At 62.3% G+C, this 16,879-nt stretch carries 14 protein-coding genes; 8 read left to right on the top strand and 6 right to left on the bottom strand.

Annotated elements, in window-relative coordinates; genetic code table 11:
* Positions 1-67 precede the first annotated feature (67 nt).
* The 5 genes from rfbB (at position 68) to FKL89_RS17450 (ending at position 5,516) form a co-directional block, all read left to right on the top strand.
* Entirely contained in the window at positions 68-1,123 is a 1,056-nt protein-coding gene (rfbB, locus tag FKL89_RS17430) for a dTDP-glucose 4,6-dehydratase (RefSeq protein WP_156864004.1), read from the top strand.
* 32 nt (positions 1,124-1,155) lie between these two features.
* On the top strand, positions 1,156-2,055 hold the full coding sequence (gene rfbA, locus FKL89_RS17435) for a glucose-1-phosphate thymidylyltransferase RfbA (protein WP_156864005.1): 900 nt from the start codon (positions 1,156-1,158) through the stop codon (positions 2,053-2,055).
* Positions 2,055-2,597, top strand: coding sequence for a dTDP-4-dehydrorhamnose 3,5-epimerase (gene rfbC, locus FKL89_RS17440; RefSeq protein ID WP_156864006.1), 543 nt, complete (start codon positions 2,055-2,057; stop codon positions 2,595-2,597). The genes rfbA and rfbC overlap by 1 nt, the downstream gene beginning before the upstream one ends.
* Before the next feature lie 25 nt (positions 2,598-2,622).
* The gene (gene rfbD, locus FKL89_RS17445) at positions 2,623-3,486 is read left to right on the top strand and encodes a dTDP-4-dehydrorhamnose reductase (protein WP_156864007.1); all 864 of its coding nucleotides are present in this window, start codon (positions 2,623-2,625) and stop codon (positions 3,484-3,486) included.
* An 86-nt stretch (positions 3,487-3,572) separates the two neighbouring features.
* Entirely contained in the window at positions 3,573-5,516 is a 1,944-nt protein-coding gene (locus FKL89_RS17450) for a trypsin-like serine peptidase (RefSeq protein WP_156864008.1), read from the top strand.
* Positions 5,517-5,585: 69 nt separating this feature from the next.
* On the opposite strand, the gene FKL89_RS17455 is transcribed toward FKL89_RS17450, so the two are convergent.
* The gene (locus FKL89_RS17455; protein ID WP_156864009.1) at positions 5,586-6,461 is read right to left on the bottom strand and encodes an MOSC domain-containing protein; all 876 of its coding nucleotides are present in this window, start codon (positions 6,459-6,461) and stop codon (positions 5,586-5,588) included.
* Positions 6,462-6,472: 11 nt separating this feature from the next.
* Positions 6,473-7,144, bottom strand: a complete 672-nt coding sequence (locus tag FKL89_RS17460; RefSeq protein ID WP_156864010.1) for a c-type cytochrome — start codon at positions 7,142-7,144, stop codon at positions 6,473-6,475.
* Between the two features lie 104 nt (positions 7,145-7,248).
* Here FKL89_RS17460 and yihA point away from each other — a divergent pair, with 104 nt between their 5' ends.
* A complete protein-coding gene (gene yihA, locus FKL89_RS17465) occupies positions 7,249-7,959 on the top strand; it encodes a ribosome biogenesis GTP-binding protein YihA/YsxC (RefSeq protein WP_156864011.1) in 711 nt (236 codons plus the stop codon).
* A 40-nt stretch (positions 7,960-7,999) separates the two neighbouring features.
* Here the strand turns inward: yihA and FKL89_RS17470 are convergent, their stop codons facing one another.
* The gene (locus tag FKL89_RS17470) at positions 8,000-9,496 is read right to left on the bottom strand and encodes a YifB family Mg chelatase-like AAA ATPase (protein ID WP_156864012.1); all 1,497 of its coding nucleotides are present in this window, start codon (positions 9,494-9,496) and stop codon (positions 8,000-8,002) included.
* 302 nt (positions 9,497-9,798) lie between these two features.
* Between FKL89_RS17470 and FKL89_RS17475 the strand changes: the two genes are divergently transcribed.
* The gene (locus FKL89_RS17475) at positions 9,799-11,631 is read left to right on the top strand and encodes a DUF6600 domain-containing protein (RefSeq protein ID WP_156864013.1); all 1,833 of its coding nucleotides are present in this window, start codon (positions 9,799-9,801) and stop codon (positions 11,629-11,631) included.
* Between the two features lie 24 nt (positions 11,632-11,655).
* On the opposite strand, the gene FKL89_RS17480 is transcribed toward FKL89_RS17475, so the two are convergent.
* The gene (locus FKL89_RS17480; protein WP_156864014.1) at positions 11,656-13,290 is read right to left on the bottom strand and encodes a hypothetical protein; all 1,635 of its coding nucleotides are present in this window, start codon (positions 13,288-13,290) and stop codon (positions 11,656-11,658) included.
* 20 nt (positions 13,291-13,310) lie between these two features.
* Here FKL89_RS17480 and FKL89_RS17485 point away from each other — a divergent pair, with 20 nt between their 5' ends.
* On the top strand, positions 13,311-14,477 hold the full coding sequence (locus FKL89_RS17485) for an MFS transporter (protein ID WP_156864015.1): 1,167 nt from the start codon (positions 13,311-13,313) through the stop codon (positions 14,475-14,477).
* A 198-nt stretch (positions 14,478-14,675) separates the two neighbouring features.
* Here the strand turns inward: FKL89_RS17485 and FKL89_RS17490 are convergent, their stop codons facing one another.
* Both FKL89_RS17490 and FKL89_RS17495 read right to left on the bottom strand, forming a co-directional pair.
* Complete coding sequence (locus tag FKL89_RS17490; RefSeq protein WP_156864016.1) at positions 14,676-15,698, bottom strand: ABC transporter substrate-binding protein; 1,023 nt, start codon at positions 15,696-15,698, stop codon at positions 14,676-14,678.
* Between the two features lie 139 nt (positions 15,699-15,837).
* On the bottom strand, positions 15,838-16,857 hold the full coding sequence (locus tag FKL89_RS17495) for an ABC transporter substrate-binding protein (RefSeq protein WP_156864017.1): 1,020 nt from the start codon (positions 16,855-16,857) through the stop codon (positions 15,838-15,840).
* Positions 16,858-16,879: the final 22 nt, after the last annotated feature.

Here is a 16,879-nt window from a genome sequence, read left to right on the forward strand (position 1 = left end):
GCCTGGAAACGGTGCGACGACAGGCTTTCCCTAAAATCGCAGTGCAACATACCGCGAACGGCAAAACATGATTCTGGTCACCGGCGGCTGCGGATTCATCGGCAGCAACTTCATTCTCGACTGGCTGGCGCTGCACGACGAGCCTGTCGTCAACGTCGACGTGCTCACTTACGCTGCCAACCCGAAGACGCTCGCCAGCCTTGATGGCGACAGCCGCTACACCTTTGAGCGTGCCGATATTTGCGACCGCGCGGCGATTGACGCGATTCTGGCGAAGTACCAGCCGCGTGCGGTGGTGCACTTCGCCGCCGAGAGCCATGTCGATCGCTCCATCCACGGCCCGATGGCGTTCATGCAGACCAATGTGATCGGAACCGGTACGCTGCTGGAGGCGAGCCGAAATTACTGGAAAGCCCTTACCGGAGAGCAGGCGACGAAGTTCCGCTTTCTGCATGTCTCCACCGACGAAGTGTTCGGTTCACTCGGGCCGGGCGACGGCAAGTTCACCGAAACTTCGCAGTACCAGCCCAACAGCCCCTATAGCGCATCGAAGGCGGGCTCGGACCATCTGGCTCGGGCCTACTTCCACACCTATGGCATGCCGGTACTGGTGACCAATTGCTCGAACAACTACGGCCCACGGCAGTTTCCGGAAAAGCTGATTCCGCTGATGATCGTCAACGCCCACGCCGGCAAGCCGCTGCCGGTGTACGGCGACGGCCAGCAGATCCGTGACTGGCTGTACGTGGGCGACCATTGCAGTGCTATCCGCCGCGTGCTTGAGGCAGGGCGTCCAGGCGAGCTTTACCTGATCGGAGGCGACGCCGAGAAACCCAATCTCGATGTGGTGAAAACCATCTGCCGCCTGATGGGCCAGTACGTACCGGGGCGCGACTACGAGCAGCAGATCACCTATGTTGCCGACCGGCCGGGACATGATCGCCGTTACGCCATCGACTTCTCCAAACTGGAGCGTGAACTGGGCTGGCGGCCAACCGAGAGCTTCGCCACTGGTCTCGAAAAGACCGTGCGCTGGTATCTCGATAACGCCGCATGGGTGGCCGACGTGCAGTCGGGCGAGTACAAGCAGTGGGTTGAGAAGAATTACGTTGCTCGCGGCTGATGGGCAGCGAGTTAACCAATGATGAGTGACGAATGACGAATCCGACTAGCCCTCGTCGCAAGGGCATCATTCTCGCCGGCGGCGCCGGTACGCGGCTGCATCCGGTGACGCAGGCGGTGTCCAAGCAGTTGATGCCGATCTACGACAAGCCGATGATCTATTACCCGCTGTCCGCGCTGATGCTGGCCGGGCTGCGTGACATCCTGATCATCTCAACGCCGCAGGACACGCCGCGCTTCCGCGATCTGCTGGGTGACGGCAGCCAGTGGGGCCTGAATCTGCAATATGCGGTGCAGCCCTCGCCGGATGGGCTTGCGCAGGCCTTCATCATCGGCCGCGACTTCATTGGCGATGACCACGCGGCATTGGTGCTGGGCGACAACGTTTTCTACGGCCACGAATTGCAGCAACTGCTGGAGCATGCCCATACCCGGCAAAGCGGCGCCACGGTATTCGCCTACCCGGTCAGCGACCCAGAGCGCTACGGTGTGGTCGAATTCGACGCCGGCGGGCGAGCGATCAGCCTGGAAGAAAAGCCGAAGCAGCCCAAGTCCCGCTATGCCGTGACCGGGATCTATTTCTACGACAACAGCGTGGTGGAGCGGGCCGCGAACCTCAAGCCCTCGGCCCGCGGCGAGCTGGAAATTACCGACCTCAACCGCCTGTACCTCGACGACGGCACGCTGAGCGTCGAGATCATGGGGCGCGGCATGGCGTGGCTGGATACTGGCACCCATGACTCACTGCTGGAAGCGGCGCAATTCGTGCAAACCATCGAACGGCGCCAGGGGCTAAAAGTCTGCTGCCCCGAGGAAGTGGCTTATCGGCAGGGCTTCATCGATGCAGCGCAACTGGAGCGGCTGGCGCAACCGCTGGCCAAGAGTGGCTACGGCAAGTATCTGCTCGACGTACTGAAAGAACAGGTGTTTTGATGAAGGTCGTCAGGACCAATCTCTCCGGCGTGCTGGCGATTGAGCCGCAAGTATTCGCCGATGATCGTGGCTACTTTTTCGAGACATTCAACCTGCAGAAATTCCGCAACGCCACTGGCGCGATGGTGAACTTCGTGCAGGACAACCAGAGCTACTCAAAGGCAAAGGTACTGCGCGGTCTGCACTATCAGATCGAGCAGGCTCAGGGCAAGCTGGTGCGGGTGGTGTCGGGTGCAGTGTGTGATGTGGTGGTGGACCTGCGTCGATCGTCGCCCACATTTGCCCAGTGGACGACCGTTGATTTGAATGCCGAGAACCAGCGCATGCTTTGGGTGCCTGCTGGCTGCGCGCACGGTTTCGTAGTGACAGGTGACCACGCGGTTTTTCTGTACAAGGTGACCGACTACTACGCACCGCAACATGAACGAACGATTCTCTGGAACGACCCCGCGCTTGGCGTGAAATGGCCCGTTGCCGATCCGCTGGTGAACGCCAAGGACGCCGCTGGCCTGCCGTTTGCGAAGGCGCAAACGTACGCATGATCAGCAGTCGGCCAGACCCAAACCCATGAAAATTCTCATCGCTGGCGCCCACGGCCAGCTAGGACTGGCGCTGGCGCGTCGTCTCGCCGGTGCACATCAGCTGCTGGCTCCTGGTCGTGGCGATTTCGACATCACGAATCGGGAACGCTGCGCACAGGCTATTGCTGACACCAGGCCCGATCTGGTGCTCAATTGCGCAGCTTACACGGCGGTTGATCGTGCCGAATCGGAACGGGATGCGGCGTTTGCAGTCAATGCTGCAGGTGCGGGCAATCTTGCATCAGCATGTCGTGATGCAGGTGCGACGCTGGTTCATTTTTCGACAGACTATGTCTTTGACGGTGCCGCAGGTCAGCCTTATGTCGAATCCGACCGCGTGGCGCCGCAATCCGTCTATGGCGCCAGCAAGCTGGCTGGCGAACGTGCGGTGATCGACAGCGGGGCAGACCATCTCATCCTGCGGCTGAGCTGGGTCTATGGCAACGATGGCGGCAACTTTTACAAGACCATGCTGCGACTTGCAGCGGAGCGCCCAACGCTCCGTGTAGTCGCCGATCAATGGGGCGTTCCCAACTACACCGCCGATCTCGCCGATGCCGTTGCCATCGCGATTAACCGGCCACGTGCTGAACTGTCGAAGCTGGCAGGGCTCTACCACTTGAGCGCGACGGGGACGACCAACTGGTGTGAGTTCGCCCGCGCGATCATTCGAGGTGCGGCGATGGCTGAGCGTGTCACGGTCGAGGCAATTTCTACGTCTGACTATCCGACAGCAGCAAAGCGGCCAGCATTCAGCGCACTCAACGGCAGTCGCTTCGCGGCGACATTCGGATGGAATCCTCCGGAATGGCGAGACGGATTGCGGCGCTGCCTTGCCGCGCGGGGATGACCGGCGTAAATTGTCGGTCCTGGTCGCAGAGTTGTCGACGTTGCGCCCGGCAGACACGTAGTTTCATTAATGGAGAAAAGTTGATCATGATTCAGCGAATCGTTTCACTCTGTTTGCTTGGCGCGAGCTCGGCAGCACTCGCAGGTGGCTTTGTGCTGGACTCGGTACGAAGCATGCCCCCGGTTGAAGTGACCGCCGAAAAGGCGATAGCTGCGGAGCGATTCGTCAGCTCAGCGGGAACTGCGTATCGTGTCGACGCGTTGCCATTTGACGCGCAGCAACTGACTTCCGCAAAGTCCGCTGCAGTTGACGCAGAACGCGCAAAGCCCGTACAGGTCGGCTTCCCACGCGGCATCGCCGAAAGTGCCCAGACGGTTCCGCTTGGTTCACTGTCATGGGCATCCACTGCTGACGGCGGCAAAGCAGCAAAGGTGACCGTGTTAGCAACTGGCGCAGCCGGGATGCGCATTGGATACCGCGTCAGCGGCCCCGCAGACGGTGTGGCGATCCGATTCGCGGGCAGTGATCGCGACGAGGTCTATCTCGCCGGGGCCACTGCCGATTCGGGACTGAGCTGGTCACCCGTGCTTGAAGGTAGCCAGGGAACGATCGAGGTGCATGTCAAACGGGGCTTCGACGTCTCGCAGTTTGGATTGCAACTGGAGACTCTCTCGCACCTTACTGTGGCGGCGCGTGACTTTGGGCAAAAGACCAAGGTATTGCAGATTGGTGACTCCGACTCCTGCAATATCGACGTCGCCTGCGTGTCAAATCCGAGTGCGGCGTTACTGAACATTGCCAAAGCAACGGCCAAGATGGTTTTCAATGAGGGCGCCAGCACCTACCTCTGCACTGGCACGTTGATCAATTCGTCATCGGGTGCCAACTACTTCTACACGGCGGCGCACTGCATCAGCAGTCAGGCAGCAGCCTCGACCCTCAATACCTACTGGTTCTTCGACGCGGTCGCCTGCGATAGTCTGGCAACTCCGCCGTACCAGCTGCTTACCGGCGGTGCCGATCTGATGATGACGGAACCGACAATGGATGGCACCTTGCTGCGCCTGCGTCTTGCTCCTCCCGCCGGCACTGTACGTGCTGGCTGGAATGCGTCGGTGATACCGACCGGCACGACGGTAGTCGGCATTCATCATCCGAGTGGCGACCTGAAGAAATTCTCGCAAGGCAGCATGCAGGGGTATGCCCAAGGTCCGCAAGCGTACGGCAGCACGCCACGCTTTCAGGCGAACAAGGACAGCTTCATCACAGTGCGCTGGGTCAACGGCACTACCGAGGGAGGCTCCAGTGGCTCGGGCGTGTTTACTTACAACGCCAGCGGTGCCTACTACGAATTGCGTGGCGGTCTGGAAGGCGGGGCGGCATCGTGCAGCAACCTGAGCGGTATCGACCGCTTCTCCCGGATGGACCTGTTGTTCACGCGGCTGTCGCCCTATCTCGCCCCGGCAGCGATCATTCCGACGACTACGTCCGCCCAGGCGAGCATGGTTGAATATTTCAATCCGCAGTTCAACTTCTACTTCATCTCGTCACGCGAGAGCGAAAAAACGGTACTCGACAGCATTACTGACTCGCTCAGCAATCCGCTTTGGTATCGCACCGGATACTGGTTCAAGACCGATCCGGCATCGTCCAGCCAGACTTCGTCCATCACCCGCTACTTCATTCCCGGCGCGGCGAAAAATGGCACCCGCGGTACGCACTTCTACACAGCGCTGAACTCGGATCGGGCGCTGATTACCTCGACGGGCAAGGAACGTTTTTCTTCGGGCTGTGCAGGCGTGCCGAACACCTACTTCTGCAACGAAGGCATCGACTCTTACGTCGCAGCACCGATTGGCACCGGTTCGTCGGCATCGTGCCTGAGTAGCGAGCAACCAATCTACCGCGCGTTCCGTGGCGCAACGGACGACGGCAATCACCGCTATCTGGTCAATTCGTCGATGTACAGTTACATGGTTTCCGACCAAGGTTGGGCCGGCGAGGGCGTTGCGTTCTGCGCTAAACCCTAGTGCAGCCGGGCTCGGGCGATTCGTCGCCCGGGTCCGCAGTGGCGGTAGCGACAGCGGTAGCCTCAGCAGCTAAAAGCGATATTCAACCGCCACCGCGTCGCCGCTCGCAATCAACCCAGCCTGAAGGACGATTGCGTTCCAGCCGAACGTAACTCCGCCCAGATCCGGGTTATTGCGGAACCTCGCCAACGTGACGAGCGGTTCGTCCGACAATCTTGCGCCGCTATGCTGATCCGTGGTCGTCACCTGGCAGCGGACACAAGGCTTGACCAGCCGCAAAGTCGCCGAGCCGATGCCAATCGTGTCGATGTGGTCCTCGTCCCACGCAGGAAGCCCGGACAACACAATGTTGGGGCGGAAGCGATTCATTGGCAGCAAATTGCCTTCGGTCCGTCCCATGCGTTGATTCAGGTCGGCCAGCGAGCTTTCGCTGGCGACGAGAACCGGGTAACCGTCCGCAAAGAACGTGTGTGCACCGCTGTCTCCTGCGTAAACGCGATTGCAATCGCGCCGCAGCGATGCGTCGAAGCGAACCAGCCGCACTTGTCCGACCCCGAAGCCGGTTACGTGTGCACACCATTCCGCTGCGGCGTCACCAGCATCCATTGCTTGCGTCTCATGATTCCAGACGCGCACCTCGATGCGTTGCAGTTCCTGCGGCATTGAAACAACAAGCGGCCCCTGGCCTGGTACCGATAGCACCAGCACCTCAGCCCCGTCCTGCACCCTGACTTCTGCGGCAATTGTCGCCATCGCTGGCAGCTCTCGCTGCGACAGGAATTGCGCTGGACTGCGTCGGCAATCCACCAGCATCCATTCGCGATCGTTGCGCAAGCCACTGGTCAGCAGTCCGGCTGCGGCATGCTCCACCGCGCGGCAGCCCTTGACCGGATAAGAAAAAAGCCCGGAGACTTTGACGTCGTCCGGGCCTTGTTCGGCACTCATTTCGCAGGTGCTCAGTTGGCCTTGAGTCCAGCGGTGTATTCCGACAACGCCTTCACTTCGGCGTCGGTCAGTTTGGCGGCGATGCTCGCCATCAGCTTGCCGTTGCTGTTGGGATCTTCCTTGGTCGCACCACCACGCTTGCCGGTGCGGAAACTGGTGAGTTGTGCCAGCGTGTACTCAGCATGCTGACCGCCGATACGCGGATACTGTGCCGGGATGCCGGCACCGGTGGGCGAGTGGCAACCCGAACAGGCCGGGATGCCGCGCGCAGCGTCGCCTGCACGGTAAAGCTTTTCAGCCGTTTTCGCCAGCTTCTCGTCCTTGGTGCCAATGGGACGAGTCGGCTTGGCTGCGAAGTAGGCGCCGAGGTCCTTCATGTCGTCAGCGCTCAGATTGGCGGCGAAGCCTTTCATGATCGCGTTGTCGCGCTGCCCGGTCTTGAAGTGCTGCAATTGCTTGGCGATATAGGTGCCGCTCATGCCAGCCAGGTTCGGTTGGGTAGGCACCGGGCTGATCCCGTCAGCGCCGTGGCACCCGGCACAGACGCCGGCCAGAGCCTGACCCTTGGTTGCATCGGGTTTGCGGTCGCCTTTCTTTTCGGCTTCAGCTGCCGAGGGCAGCGCCATCATGGCAACAACAGCGAACAGGAGTGCGGAGGCGGTGGTGCGGCGAATTGAGATCATGGCCGATGAAAGAGGAACAGTGATGGGGGCTCCCGGCAGCAAAGCAACAAAGGGCTTAGCCGACAGCGCCTGACAACCTAAAATTATAGCTTTGCGAGGCTGCCATGAACGACGCAAAGCGCGCGCCGCCCAAGCGAACACCGCTTGCAGCCGAGGCCCGGCTGGAACGGATCCCGCAATTCGCGGGGGCTACATTTGAAAAGTCCGTGGTCGACCGGGAAGGTTTGCCATCACCGAGCGGGCCAGAGATCGCCTTCGCCGGCCGCTCCAACGCCGGCAAGTCGAGTTCAATTAACCGCCTGGCAGGGCAAACCCGCCTGGCTTACGCCAGCAAGATGCCGGGCCGGACGCGGGAACTGAACTTCTTCCCGCTGCGCGCAGGCGGCTACCTGGTGGACCTGCCCGGCTACGGTTTTGCGCGCACGCCGCGTGACAAGCAACGAGTGTGGACAGGCGTCATCGAACAGTATTTTCGCGAGCGGGACGTCCTCGCTGGCGTCGTGCTGGTGCTCGATGTACGCAGGGCACCAACTGATCTGGATGTCCAGTTTGTGCGCTGGCTGGGCGAGCTAGGGCGCCTGCGTCCGCCTGTGCTGTGGCTGCTGAACAAGGCCGACAAGCTGACGCAGAGCGAACGCATGAAAGCGCGCAACGCCTTCCGCGGCGAAGCGGGAGACGTGGTCGCCGAGAGCGACTCGGTTGTCCTGTTCTCGGCGCATACCGGGCTTGGCATGAAGGAGTGCGCAGCCGTGTTTGACCACTGGCTTGCGCCGCCTGACATCGCGTCTGCGCAAACCCTTCCCACCGCCCCATAGCGAAGGCTCGCATTCCGCAGGCTGCCTGACAGCTTGCGGATCAGCTTTCCATACGCCGGTAGCCGATGGCTTCAGCCAGATGGGCAACGCCAATCCGCTCAGCGCCGGCCAGATCCGCCACCGTCCGGGCGACCCGGCAAATGCGGTGCTGCGCACGCGCGGACAACCCCATTCTCGCGGCGGCCTGCCGCATCAGTTGCTCACCATGCTCGTCCAGTGCGCAATGCTGATCAATATCGACGGGCGAAAGATCAGCATTCGTCTTGCCTTGTCGGGCGAGTTGGCGCTCACTGGCGGCGACCACCCGCTGTCGCACGGCGGCCGAAGGTTCCCCGTCCGGTGCGGCCCGCAACGATTCCGACGCCAGTGCCGGCACCGTAATCTGCAGGTCAATTCGGTCAAGCAGCGGCCCGGACAGTTTGCCGCGATAACGGGCGATCTGATCGGGCGTGCAACGGCAGGGGCGCGCCGCGAGGTTGGCGCCCAGATAGCCGTCCGGGCAGGGGTTCATGGCGGCGATCAACTGAAAGTGACTCGGAAACGTCACCTGCCGCGACGCCCGGGAAATATTGATTGCGCGACTTTCCAGTGGCTCGCGCAGTACCTCAAGTACCCGGCGATCGAATTCCACCACTTCATCGAGAAACAGCACGCCGTGGTGGGCGAGTGAAATTTCGCCAGGACGCGGGTCGCTGCCACCCCCGACCAGCGCCACTGCACTGGCAGTATGGTGCGGCGCCCGCACCTGCCGGGTACCGAACATTTCCGGCTTGAATTTACCGACCAGCGAAAGTAACGCGGCACTCTCGATGGCTTCGCCTTCGGCCATTGGTGGCAGGATACCGGGGAGCCGTTGCGCCAACATGCTCTTGCCGGTACCAGGCGGCCCGGTCATCAGCAGGCTGTGCCGGCCAGCAGCCGCAATCTCCAGTGCCCGCTTGGCTTGCGTCTGCCCCTTGACGTCGAGCAGGTCGGGGTAGCGGGGCGGCTCAATCTGCGCCGATTCTTCCGGGCTATCCAGGGTATGACGCCCGGCGATGAACGCGGCAACTTCGAGTAGGGTATTGGCCGCCAGAACCTGTGCGCTGCGCACGCGCGCAGCCTCGGCCGCAGAGGCTTTCGGCAACACAAGTGTGTGTTCATCACGGGCGGCCGCCATCGCCATCGCCAGGGCGCCTCGCACCACGCGAAGATCGCCGTTGAGGCCGAGCTCACCGGCAAATTCGAGGCCTTTCAACCGCTCCGCCGGAAGCTGGCCGCTCGCTACCAGAATGCCGATGGCAATCGGCAAATCAAACCGACCTGATTCTTTCGGGAACTCGGCCGGTGCGAGGTTGACCGTCAGTTTGCGCATCGGGAATTCGAAACCAGCAGTCTGAATCGCAGCGCGTACCCGATCCCGGGCCTCGCGGACCTCGACGTCGGGCAGTCCGACCAGATTGAACGCGGGCAAACCGTTGGCCAGATGCACCTCAACGGTGACCAGCTCGGCGTGCAGGCCCGCGAGAGCGCGACTGTAGGTGATGGCGAGTGACACGGCGGCGCAAGACAGCTTACGAAAACAACTGTTTTAATGTACAGCAAATTGCAGCTGCCGTCACTGTCAGTTGGCCGGCGGCCGGGCCGGGTCGAGCCCCCGTCGACGGGGAGCGTCAACTTGGGGCACTTCCACCACGTTAATCTTAGGCGGGCTTATCCGCGTCACCCCTATGGCGCGAAATATCGCCTCCCTGCCAGGAAGGTCCCATTGCAATGCTGAATCTTCACACTTTGTCCCGGACACCCTCAGTCGGCACCGCATCGATGGCTGGTCGCCTTCTTGCAATCATCTTTGCCTGCTTGGCACTGCTTTCTGCCGGCAATACCGCCTGGGCCGATGCGCCAGGTCGCGTCGCCCGACTTGGTGAGTACACAGGTGATGTACAGCTCGCCAACGAGCGCGAGGACTGGCATCCCATTTCCCGCAATTTCGCGGTGACAGCCGGGGACAACTTGTGGGTCAGTGACGGTGGCCGCGCCGAGCTTGACGTTGGCGGCCTGCAGTTCTGGCTGGCTGGTGGCGCCAATGTTTATTTCGAACAATTCGACGATTTTGCGGTCGTCGCCCGGCTGACGCAGGGCGCCATGATCGTGCGTGTTCGCGCGATGGAATCTGGAGACGCCACGCGAGTGCTGCTGCCACAAGGGGAGCTGGCGTTGCTGGAACCCGGCTTTTACGTGGTCAGTGCGGGCGCCGGTTACGCGCCAGGCTCTCCCGGTGCGCTGACTGTGCGCCGCGGCCGCGCCGAAGTGGTAGCGGGCGGTGCGCCGCAGGTGGTCAATCGTGGTGAAACCGTGGTTCTTGATGGTATTGGTGTTCGCTACGACAGCTACCCACCGGGACTGCCCGGCGGTTTCGAAGCATGGGCCAATACGCGCGACCGCCGCATCGACCGCTGGGAAAGTCGCTATGGCAGCTATAGCAACCCCTGGCTGATCGGCCTGCGCGACCTCGACGATTACGGCTCGTGGACGACAACCTACGAATACGGCCGTGTCTGGTATCCCACGACCGTCGCCGCGAACTGGGCGCCCTATCGCTTCGGCCGCTGGGCGTGGGTGCAGCCGTGGGGCTGGACCTGGGTTGACGACGCACCTTGGGGTTTCGCACCGGCACACTATGGGCGCTGGGTACGCATCGGCGGGCGTTGGGGCTGGTGTCCGGGCGAATACTCGGGTCGCCCGGTCTATGCGCCAGCGCTGGTTACCTTCTTTGGCGGTAACGGCTGGAGTGTGAACGCCAGCGTTGGTCCGACGTTCTCCTGGGTGCCGCTCGGCTGGAACGAGCCCTACGTTCCGTGGTACACCTACTCGCCGAACTATTGGCGGCAAGTCAATCGCCCTTACGTGCGCAACGTGGCGGAGGAACCGTGGCGCCCGCGCACTTACGTCCACGCAGCAATTCCGGGCGCTGTGACAGCAGTCCCGAGTGCCGCCTTCGTGTCGGGGCGGCCGGTTGCCCAGACCTACGTCCGCAATCTTGCGGAAGGAGTCGTTCGCAACGCACCACCGGCCCGCATCGGGGAAGTCGTGCCGCAGTTTGCGCCTTCGCGAAGCGCCGCGCCGGACATCGTTCGTGGCCTGCCGCCGTCGGTGCAGGGATCGGCGCCCGCGCCGTCGGTCCGACCGGGAGAAATCAATCGCTTTCCGGCCAGTGGCGGTGTCCGCGAACGGGCACCTGTGGTGCCAAATAGCAACGTGGTGCAGCCGCCCGTGCGACAGGATCCCAATCCGGTGGCAGGACGGCCGGGGGTGATGCCGTCGCCGCAGGTCCAGCCGGCACAACCGCGCCCGGTGCCGCAGCAACAGTACGGCGTGCCGCCAGGGCAGGTGTCGCCGAACCCGGCCCTGCGCGAGCCCGGCATCCCGATGCCGAAAGACCGCGGCACGATGCAGCGCCCAGCGGTCGTTGAGCAACCGGCTCCAGCACCGAGAGCCGTCGAGCGCAACGAGCGCCGCGTCACGCCAACCCCCGCGTTGCAACCGCCGTCAGCCCCACCTACACCGGTAGCGCCTCACGCTGAGCAACGCCCGGCGCAGCCGAAGCCTGCCGTCGTCGAGCAAGCACCACCACCAAAGCCGATGCCGAAACGCGAGTCAGCCCCGGAGCCGCCGCGCACTTCACAGAACTGACTTCTGCAATCGCCGCCGCAGCGCCTACTTCAGCCGCACGGTCAGCAGCGGGTCGAGTTGCCCCATACAGGACAACGGCTGCGCGGAAGCGGCAGACGAGTCAGGTAAGCCGGGCGTCCAGGTTTTGTTCGGGTCATAGTGTGCCTGCACGGCCAGGCGGCGATCACCGCCCGTGTTCATCGCCCAGATCGCCTGCCAACGTACCGGCGCCAACAGCGGTGCCCGCTGGAGCAATCGCATCTGATCGTAGAGCTCGGCCAGCGCCGGGTCGCGCAGCGAATTCTTGCCCGACACGATGGTTTCGACATAGCCCTCGGGCAACGCCCGTTCGTAGTGGCCGGGATAAGCCGGCTTTTTCGACGGCAAGCGCGACAGAAAGCCATCGGCGATGGCCAATGGGTCAACAATGTAGACACCCGGCCCGGCGTTAAAGCCGTAGAGTCCCACCGCACACTTCGCGACGACTGCGTGCTGCTCGCTGCGAGCAGTCAAGCCCTGTTTGCCCCAGGGCATATCGTGGAAGTCAGCAGTTCGCTGTGGTGACAACCACCCGGTGGCCGGATACATCCAGGCGTGCTGGCTCAGCTTGCGTGTCTCGGCATGCGGATGCACGTTCCACACCATCCAGCCGCGGTGGAGGCCGAGGCCAATGGTCAGCGCGAACCACAGCGGTGCGGTCCACCACCAGCGCAGCCGCACATTCATTGCGAGCATGGCAACGGCGAGTACAAACGGCGCAGAGAACAGTCGCCCGCCCATGTAGTCACCGCCAGCGCTACCCAGATACAGCATGTACAACGCGAGCCCCAGCGCCAGCGGCCGCATTTGCCAAGAGCCGTGCAGCAGCCCGCGCAGAGCAGCGACAACGATGACCAGCGCAGTGACAGCGTCGTACTTCACAAGGTCGCGAAAGTAGGGCGCGGCCGCGGCGAACGACTCTGCCATCGAGAGGCCGTTGTTGAGCTTGGCATACGCGCTGTTTGGCCACGGGCTACCGTAGTAAACCAGCGAGAAGGCACTCCAGGCGACCAGCGGGCCGGCACCAGCGAACAGCACTGCCCAGCGTGCGCGCCCCGACGCACGCAGGAAAAGCGACAGCATCGCAGGAGCCACCAGCACCGCAAAGTCGTGCCGGGTGATGACCAGCAGACCGCCGCACAGCGCAGTGATCCAGACGTGGCGGTCGGTCAGCGGGAAGCGACGCCACGCCACCACCATCGCTGCCACCAGTGCGTGCGCCAGTGCGTTCTCCAGCGCTGCGCTGGAATATTCGATGAAGGCTTCCGAGAACAGGAGCGCCAGCAGCGCCCACAGTGCAATCAATCGCCCTTTGGCATGGCGCACGACCAGCGCCACCGTCGCGAGGGTCAGCGCGAGCGACAAGCCAAGCGACGTGTGGAAGATTTCGCCGCTGACAGCGCTGACGGCCAGCAGCAGTAGTGCCCATAGCGGATGCGTGTACGGCTGTACCCGTTCGCCAACGTTCCATACCAGCCCATGACCGTGCAATGCGTTGTCGATGACGCGGAAGGTGATGAAGGCATCCTCGGTCACCGCCGCCGTGCGCACATAGGCCCAGCCGACCAGCAGGCAGGCGAGCAATACCCAGGCGCCGGAAACCCGCATCGGTTGATCACTGGAGCGAAAAAGCGCACGCATGGGCCGCTATTATCGGTGCCATGCTGAACGTCGCCTTGAAATTGCCCCGCACGGTCTGGTTTCTCGGGGCGGTGAGCTTTCTCAACGATGCGGCCAGCGATGCCATTTATCCATTGCTGCCGCTTTTCTTCGCCGCCACCTTCGCCGTCGGTGCGCAGGCGCTGGGGATCATCGAAGGCGCGGCCAACGCCACGGCAGCCCTGATGAAACTGGTGTCGGGCTATTTCTATGATCGTTCGCAACGGGCCAAGGGCTGGTTGATCATTGGCTATACGTTGCCTGCGCTGTCGCGGCCGTTGATCGCGCTGGCCAGTTCAACGCCGGTGGTGCTGCTGTTGCGGATGGGCGACCGGATCGGCAAGGGGCTACGCACCAGTCCGCGCGACGCACTGCTGGCCGCCGCCGTACCGGCTGACCGCCGTGGCCTCGCCTACGGTCTGCACCGCAGCATGGATCACGCCGGTGCCGTGGCAGGGCCGCTTGCTGCTGCCGCCCTGCTCGCTGCCGGCTGGAGTGTGCGTGAAGTGATCCTGTGGACCATCGTGCCCGGCGTGCTGAGTGTGCTGCTGGTGGCGATGCTGCGAGAGCCCGAGGGGCTGGCAGTCGGCAACGGCAAAATCGACTGGCAGTGGCAGAGTCTGCCGGCACCATTGAAACGCTACCTCGTTGCGCTCGGGGTGTTCACGCTGTCGCAGGCGAGCAATATGTTTTTGTTGCTCCGGGCCAAAGAGACCGGTTTTACCGATACCCAGATTCCCCTGTTGTGGGCTGGGTTCTCGGCACTGGCGATGCTGCTGTCGACGCCGCTGTCGGCGCTGTCTGATCGTGTGGACCGCCGCTCCCTGCTGTGCGGCGCGTGGGTGGTTTACGCCCTGCTGTTTGCCGCGTTCGGCCTGCTGCCGTCCCGCGTCGGGACCACCATCGCACTGTTCGTGGGTTACGCCATCTTCATCGCCGCCACCGAGGGCGCGGAAAAGGCGCTGATCGCGGAGCTGGCACCACAGGCACAGCTGGGCACGGCGTTCGGGTGGTTCCATCTGGTCAGCGGCGTGATGCTGCTGCCAGCCTCGGCGCTTTTTGGATGGCTCTGGAGCCACGCTGGATCGACAACCGCCTTCATGGTCAGCGCCTCAACGTCGTTCATTGCGGCGGGACTGCTGTTGCGAGCCAGGCGAGCCGAGCGCTGATGCCGGATGCACCGTCCGCGATGGACCACGAAACGGTCACCGTGCAGGCAAGCAACAGCTTTCTTGCGAGATGCCTATTCAAATTGGGCTACGACGCCGTATCGGCAATAAGTCGACTATCGTCAAAACAATGAAAAAGCCCCATCGAAATGGGGCTTCTAGCGAAAAGCTGATCACCCGAAAGTGATCCAGAGGCGACTAGCGCGGCAGCGAATTCACTTCTTTTTCCCACTTTTCAAGAATGCGCTTGCGCTCGGTCGAGGCGCCGTATTTCTTGAAGTCGTAGTTGATCAGTTTCACGCCATCCATCGTCGGGATCTTGGCGTCCTGCTTGAACGTCTTGTTGGCCGGGTTCTGCAGCGAATTCGCCTTGGCGCCGATGCCCTGCCCCACCGGGCCCATCAGCCAGTCGTAAAACTTCTTCGCGTTGTCGCCATTGCGCGAGCCCTTGATCAGCGCGATGCCGCCTACTTCGTAGGAGGTGCCTTCACACGGCGCGAACGACTTCACCGCCTTGAAACCAGCCTGACGCTCTTCCTCAAAACCAAACAGGAACGAGATACCAATCGTGGCCTCGCCGCGAGCGACGTTCTTCGCCTGCGCCTGCGAGCTCTTGGTGTACTGCGTAATGTTCTTGTGCAGCTTCTTCATGTAGTCGAAGGCCTTGTCTTCGCCCATCTGCTGCACAAGTCCGGCAACGATGGTGTAGGCACCGCCCGAGGAGCCCGGGTTCGCCATTTCAACGTGGCCCTTGTACTTCGGATCGGCCAGATCAGCCCAGCACTTCGGCACCGGCAGCTTCGCCTTGGTCAGCACTTCTTCGTTGTAACCGATGCCAATGAAGCTGGTGTAGAAGCCGCCCACCATGTTGCCGCTCATGTCGTACTGGCGCACGCTCCAGTCGTAGAGGTCCTTGAGGTACGCCGGGCGATACGGTTCCAGCAGGCCCTGCTCGGCGGCGGCGAGAAACGGGTCACCGGTGCCGCCCCACCAGATGTCGGTCTTCGGATTGCTCGCCTCCGCCTTCAGGCGCGCCAGCGCTTCGCCGGTGCCAAGGTGGGTTTGTACGACCTTGACGCCAGTCGCCTTGGTGAACTCGGTCGCTGCCATTTCGCACCACGACTGATTGGTGGAGCAATAGGCATTGACCTGTTGTGCGAACGAGGGTGCCGCCATCAGGCCAAGAACCAGAGGGGCCAACGCGGTGATTGTCTTTTTCATGGAATTCTCTTTACTGCAAAAAGGTACGAAAGACGGGGAACTGAAAATGCAAATGTCGAGGATAGCGAAAATCACGCCAGCCTGGATACGGGGAACGCCCTGATAGTCCGGCAGCGGGCAGGACGCTCGCCTGCAGGCATCAACGCGGCGCGCTGCGAACCTCACGATCCCATCTGTCGATGAGCCGCTTGCGCTCGGCGCTGGAGCCATACTTCACGAAGTCGTAATTGATCAGCTTCGCCTTTTCCAGCGCCTTGACTGGCTCTGGCGCATAGGCGCTGCGGTTCGACGGAATGGCGATTACCTTGGTCTGGTCACGGATAGTCTGTGCCTCGGCGGTCAGTGCCCAGTCGTAGAACTTTTTCGCCTCGGCCAGATTGCGGGCACCTTTCGCGATGCTCATCGCGCCGACGCTGTAACCGGTGCCCTCGCAGGGCAGCACAGTTTCGACCGGTGCGCCTACGTGTTGCTCCGGGATGAACTCGTCGAGAAAGGTCACCCCAATCAGCGATTCACCGCGCGACACGCTCTGCCGCTGCGCGGTGCCGCTGGTGGTGTAGCGGTTCACGTTCTTGTGGAGCGCACGCAAGTAGTCAAACGCGCGATCCTCACCCATCAGTTGCACAACGGTTGCGAGGATGGTGTAAGCGGTGCCGCTGGTAGCCGGGCTGGAGGTCTCAATCTCGCCGACGTACTCCGGCTTCACCAGATCGCTCCAGCAGGCGGGCGGCTTCTGGTTCTTTTTCGCCAGCAGCTCACGGTTGTAGCCGAAGCCCAGGGTGATCCGGTAAATGCCGGCGACCTGATTGCCGCTCTTGGCCAGCAAATCCGCTGACCACGGGTACTGCTCCTTCATGTTGGCGCTGACGTACGGCTGCAGCAGACCTTCGTTGGCGGCCTGCAGGTGCGGATCATGGGTGCCGCCATACCAGACGTCCGCCTTGGGATTGGCTGCTTCGGCCTTGATCTGCGCGTACACCTCGCCGGTTGCCTTGCGCACCATGCTGACCTTGATACCGGTCGCCACCGAGAATTCACGGGCCTTGCTCTCGCACCAGTCCGCCTCGGTCGAGCACAGGATATTGAGTTGCTGCGCCTGCGCGACCGGCATCGCAAGAGCACCGCACAGCGCAGCGAGGCCAAACAGAAGAGATTTCATTCGGGGGTTCCGGCACCAAAGT

This window comes from Casimicrobium huifangae, from assembly GCF_009746125.1.
GTDB classification, from domain to species: Bacteria; Pseudomonadota; Gammaproteobacteria; order Burkholderiales; family Casimicrobiaceae; genus Casimicrobium; species Casimicrobium huifangae.

Excerpts from the sequence above, each read along its gene's own strand:
- FKL89_RS17480 (WP_156864014.1), bottom strand. The coding sequence starts at position 13,290 with ATGCGTGCGCTTTTTCGCTCCAGTGATCAACCGATGCGGGTTTCCGGC.
- FKL89_RS17450 (WP_156864008.1), top strand. The coding sequence starts at position 3,573 with ATGATTCAGCGAATCGTTTCACTCTGTTTGCTTGGCGCGAGCTCGGCA.
- rfbC (WP_156864006.1), top strand. The coding sequence starts at position 2,055 with ATGAAGGTCGTCAGGACCAATCTCTCCGGCGTGCTGGCGATTGAGCCG.
- yihA (WP_156864011.1), top strand. The coding sequence starts at position 7,249 with ATGAACGACGCAAAGCGCGCGCCGCCCAAGCGAACACCGCTTGCAGCC.
- rfbB (WP_156864004.1), top strand. The coding sequence starts at position 68 with ATGATTCTGGTCACCGGCGGCTGCGGATTCATCGGCAGCAACTTCATT.
- rfbD (WP_156864007.1), top strand. The coding sequence starts at position 2,623 with ATGAAAATTCTCATCGCTGGCGCCCACGGCCAGCTAGGACTGGCGCTG.
- FKL89_RS17485 (WP_156864015.1), top strand. The coding sequence starts at position 13,311 with ATGCTGAACGTCGCCTTGAAATTGCCCCGCACGGTCTGGTTTCTCGGG.
- rfbA (WP_156864005.1), top strand. The coding sequence starts at position 1,156 with ATGACGAATCCGACTAGCCCTCGTCGCAAGGGCATCATTCTCGCCGGC.
- FKL89_RS17495 (WP_156864017.1), bottom strand. The coding sequence starts at position 16,857 with ATGAAATCTCTTCTGTTTGGCCTCGCTGCGCTGTGCGGTGCTCTTGCG.
- FKL89_RS17460 (WP_156864010.1), bottom strand. The coding sequence starts at position 7,144 with ATGATCTCAATTCGCCGCACCACCGCCTCCGCACTCCTGTTCGCTGTT.
- FKL89_RS17490 (WP_156864016.1), bottom strand. The coding sequence starts at position 15,698 with ATGAAAAAGACAATCACCGCGTTGGCCCCTCTGGTTCTTGGCCTGATG.
- FKL89_RS17455 (WP_156864009.1), bottom strand. The coding sequence starts at position 6,461 with ATGAGTGCCGAACAAGGCCCGGACGACGTCAAAGTCTCCGGGCTTTTT.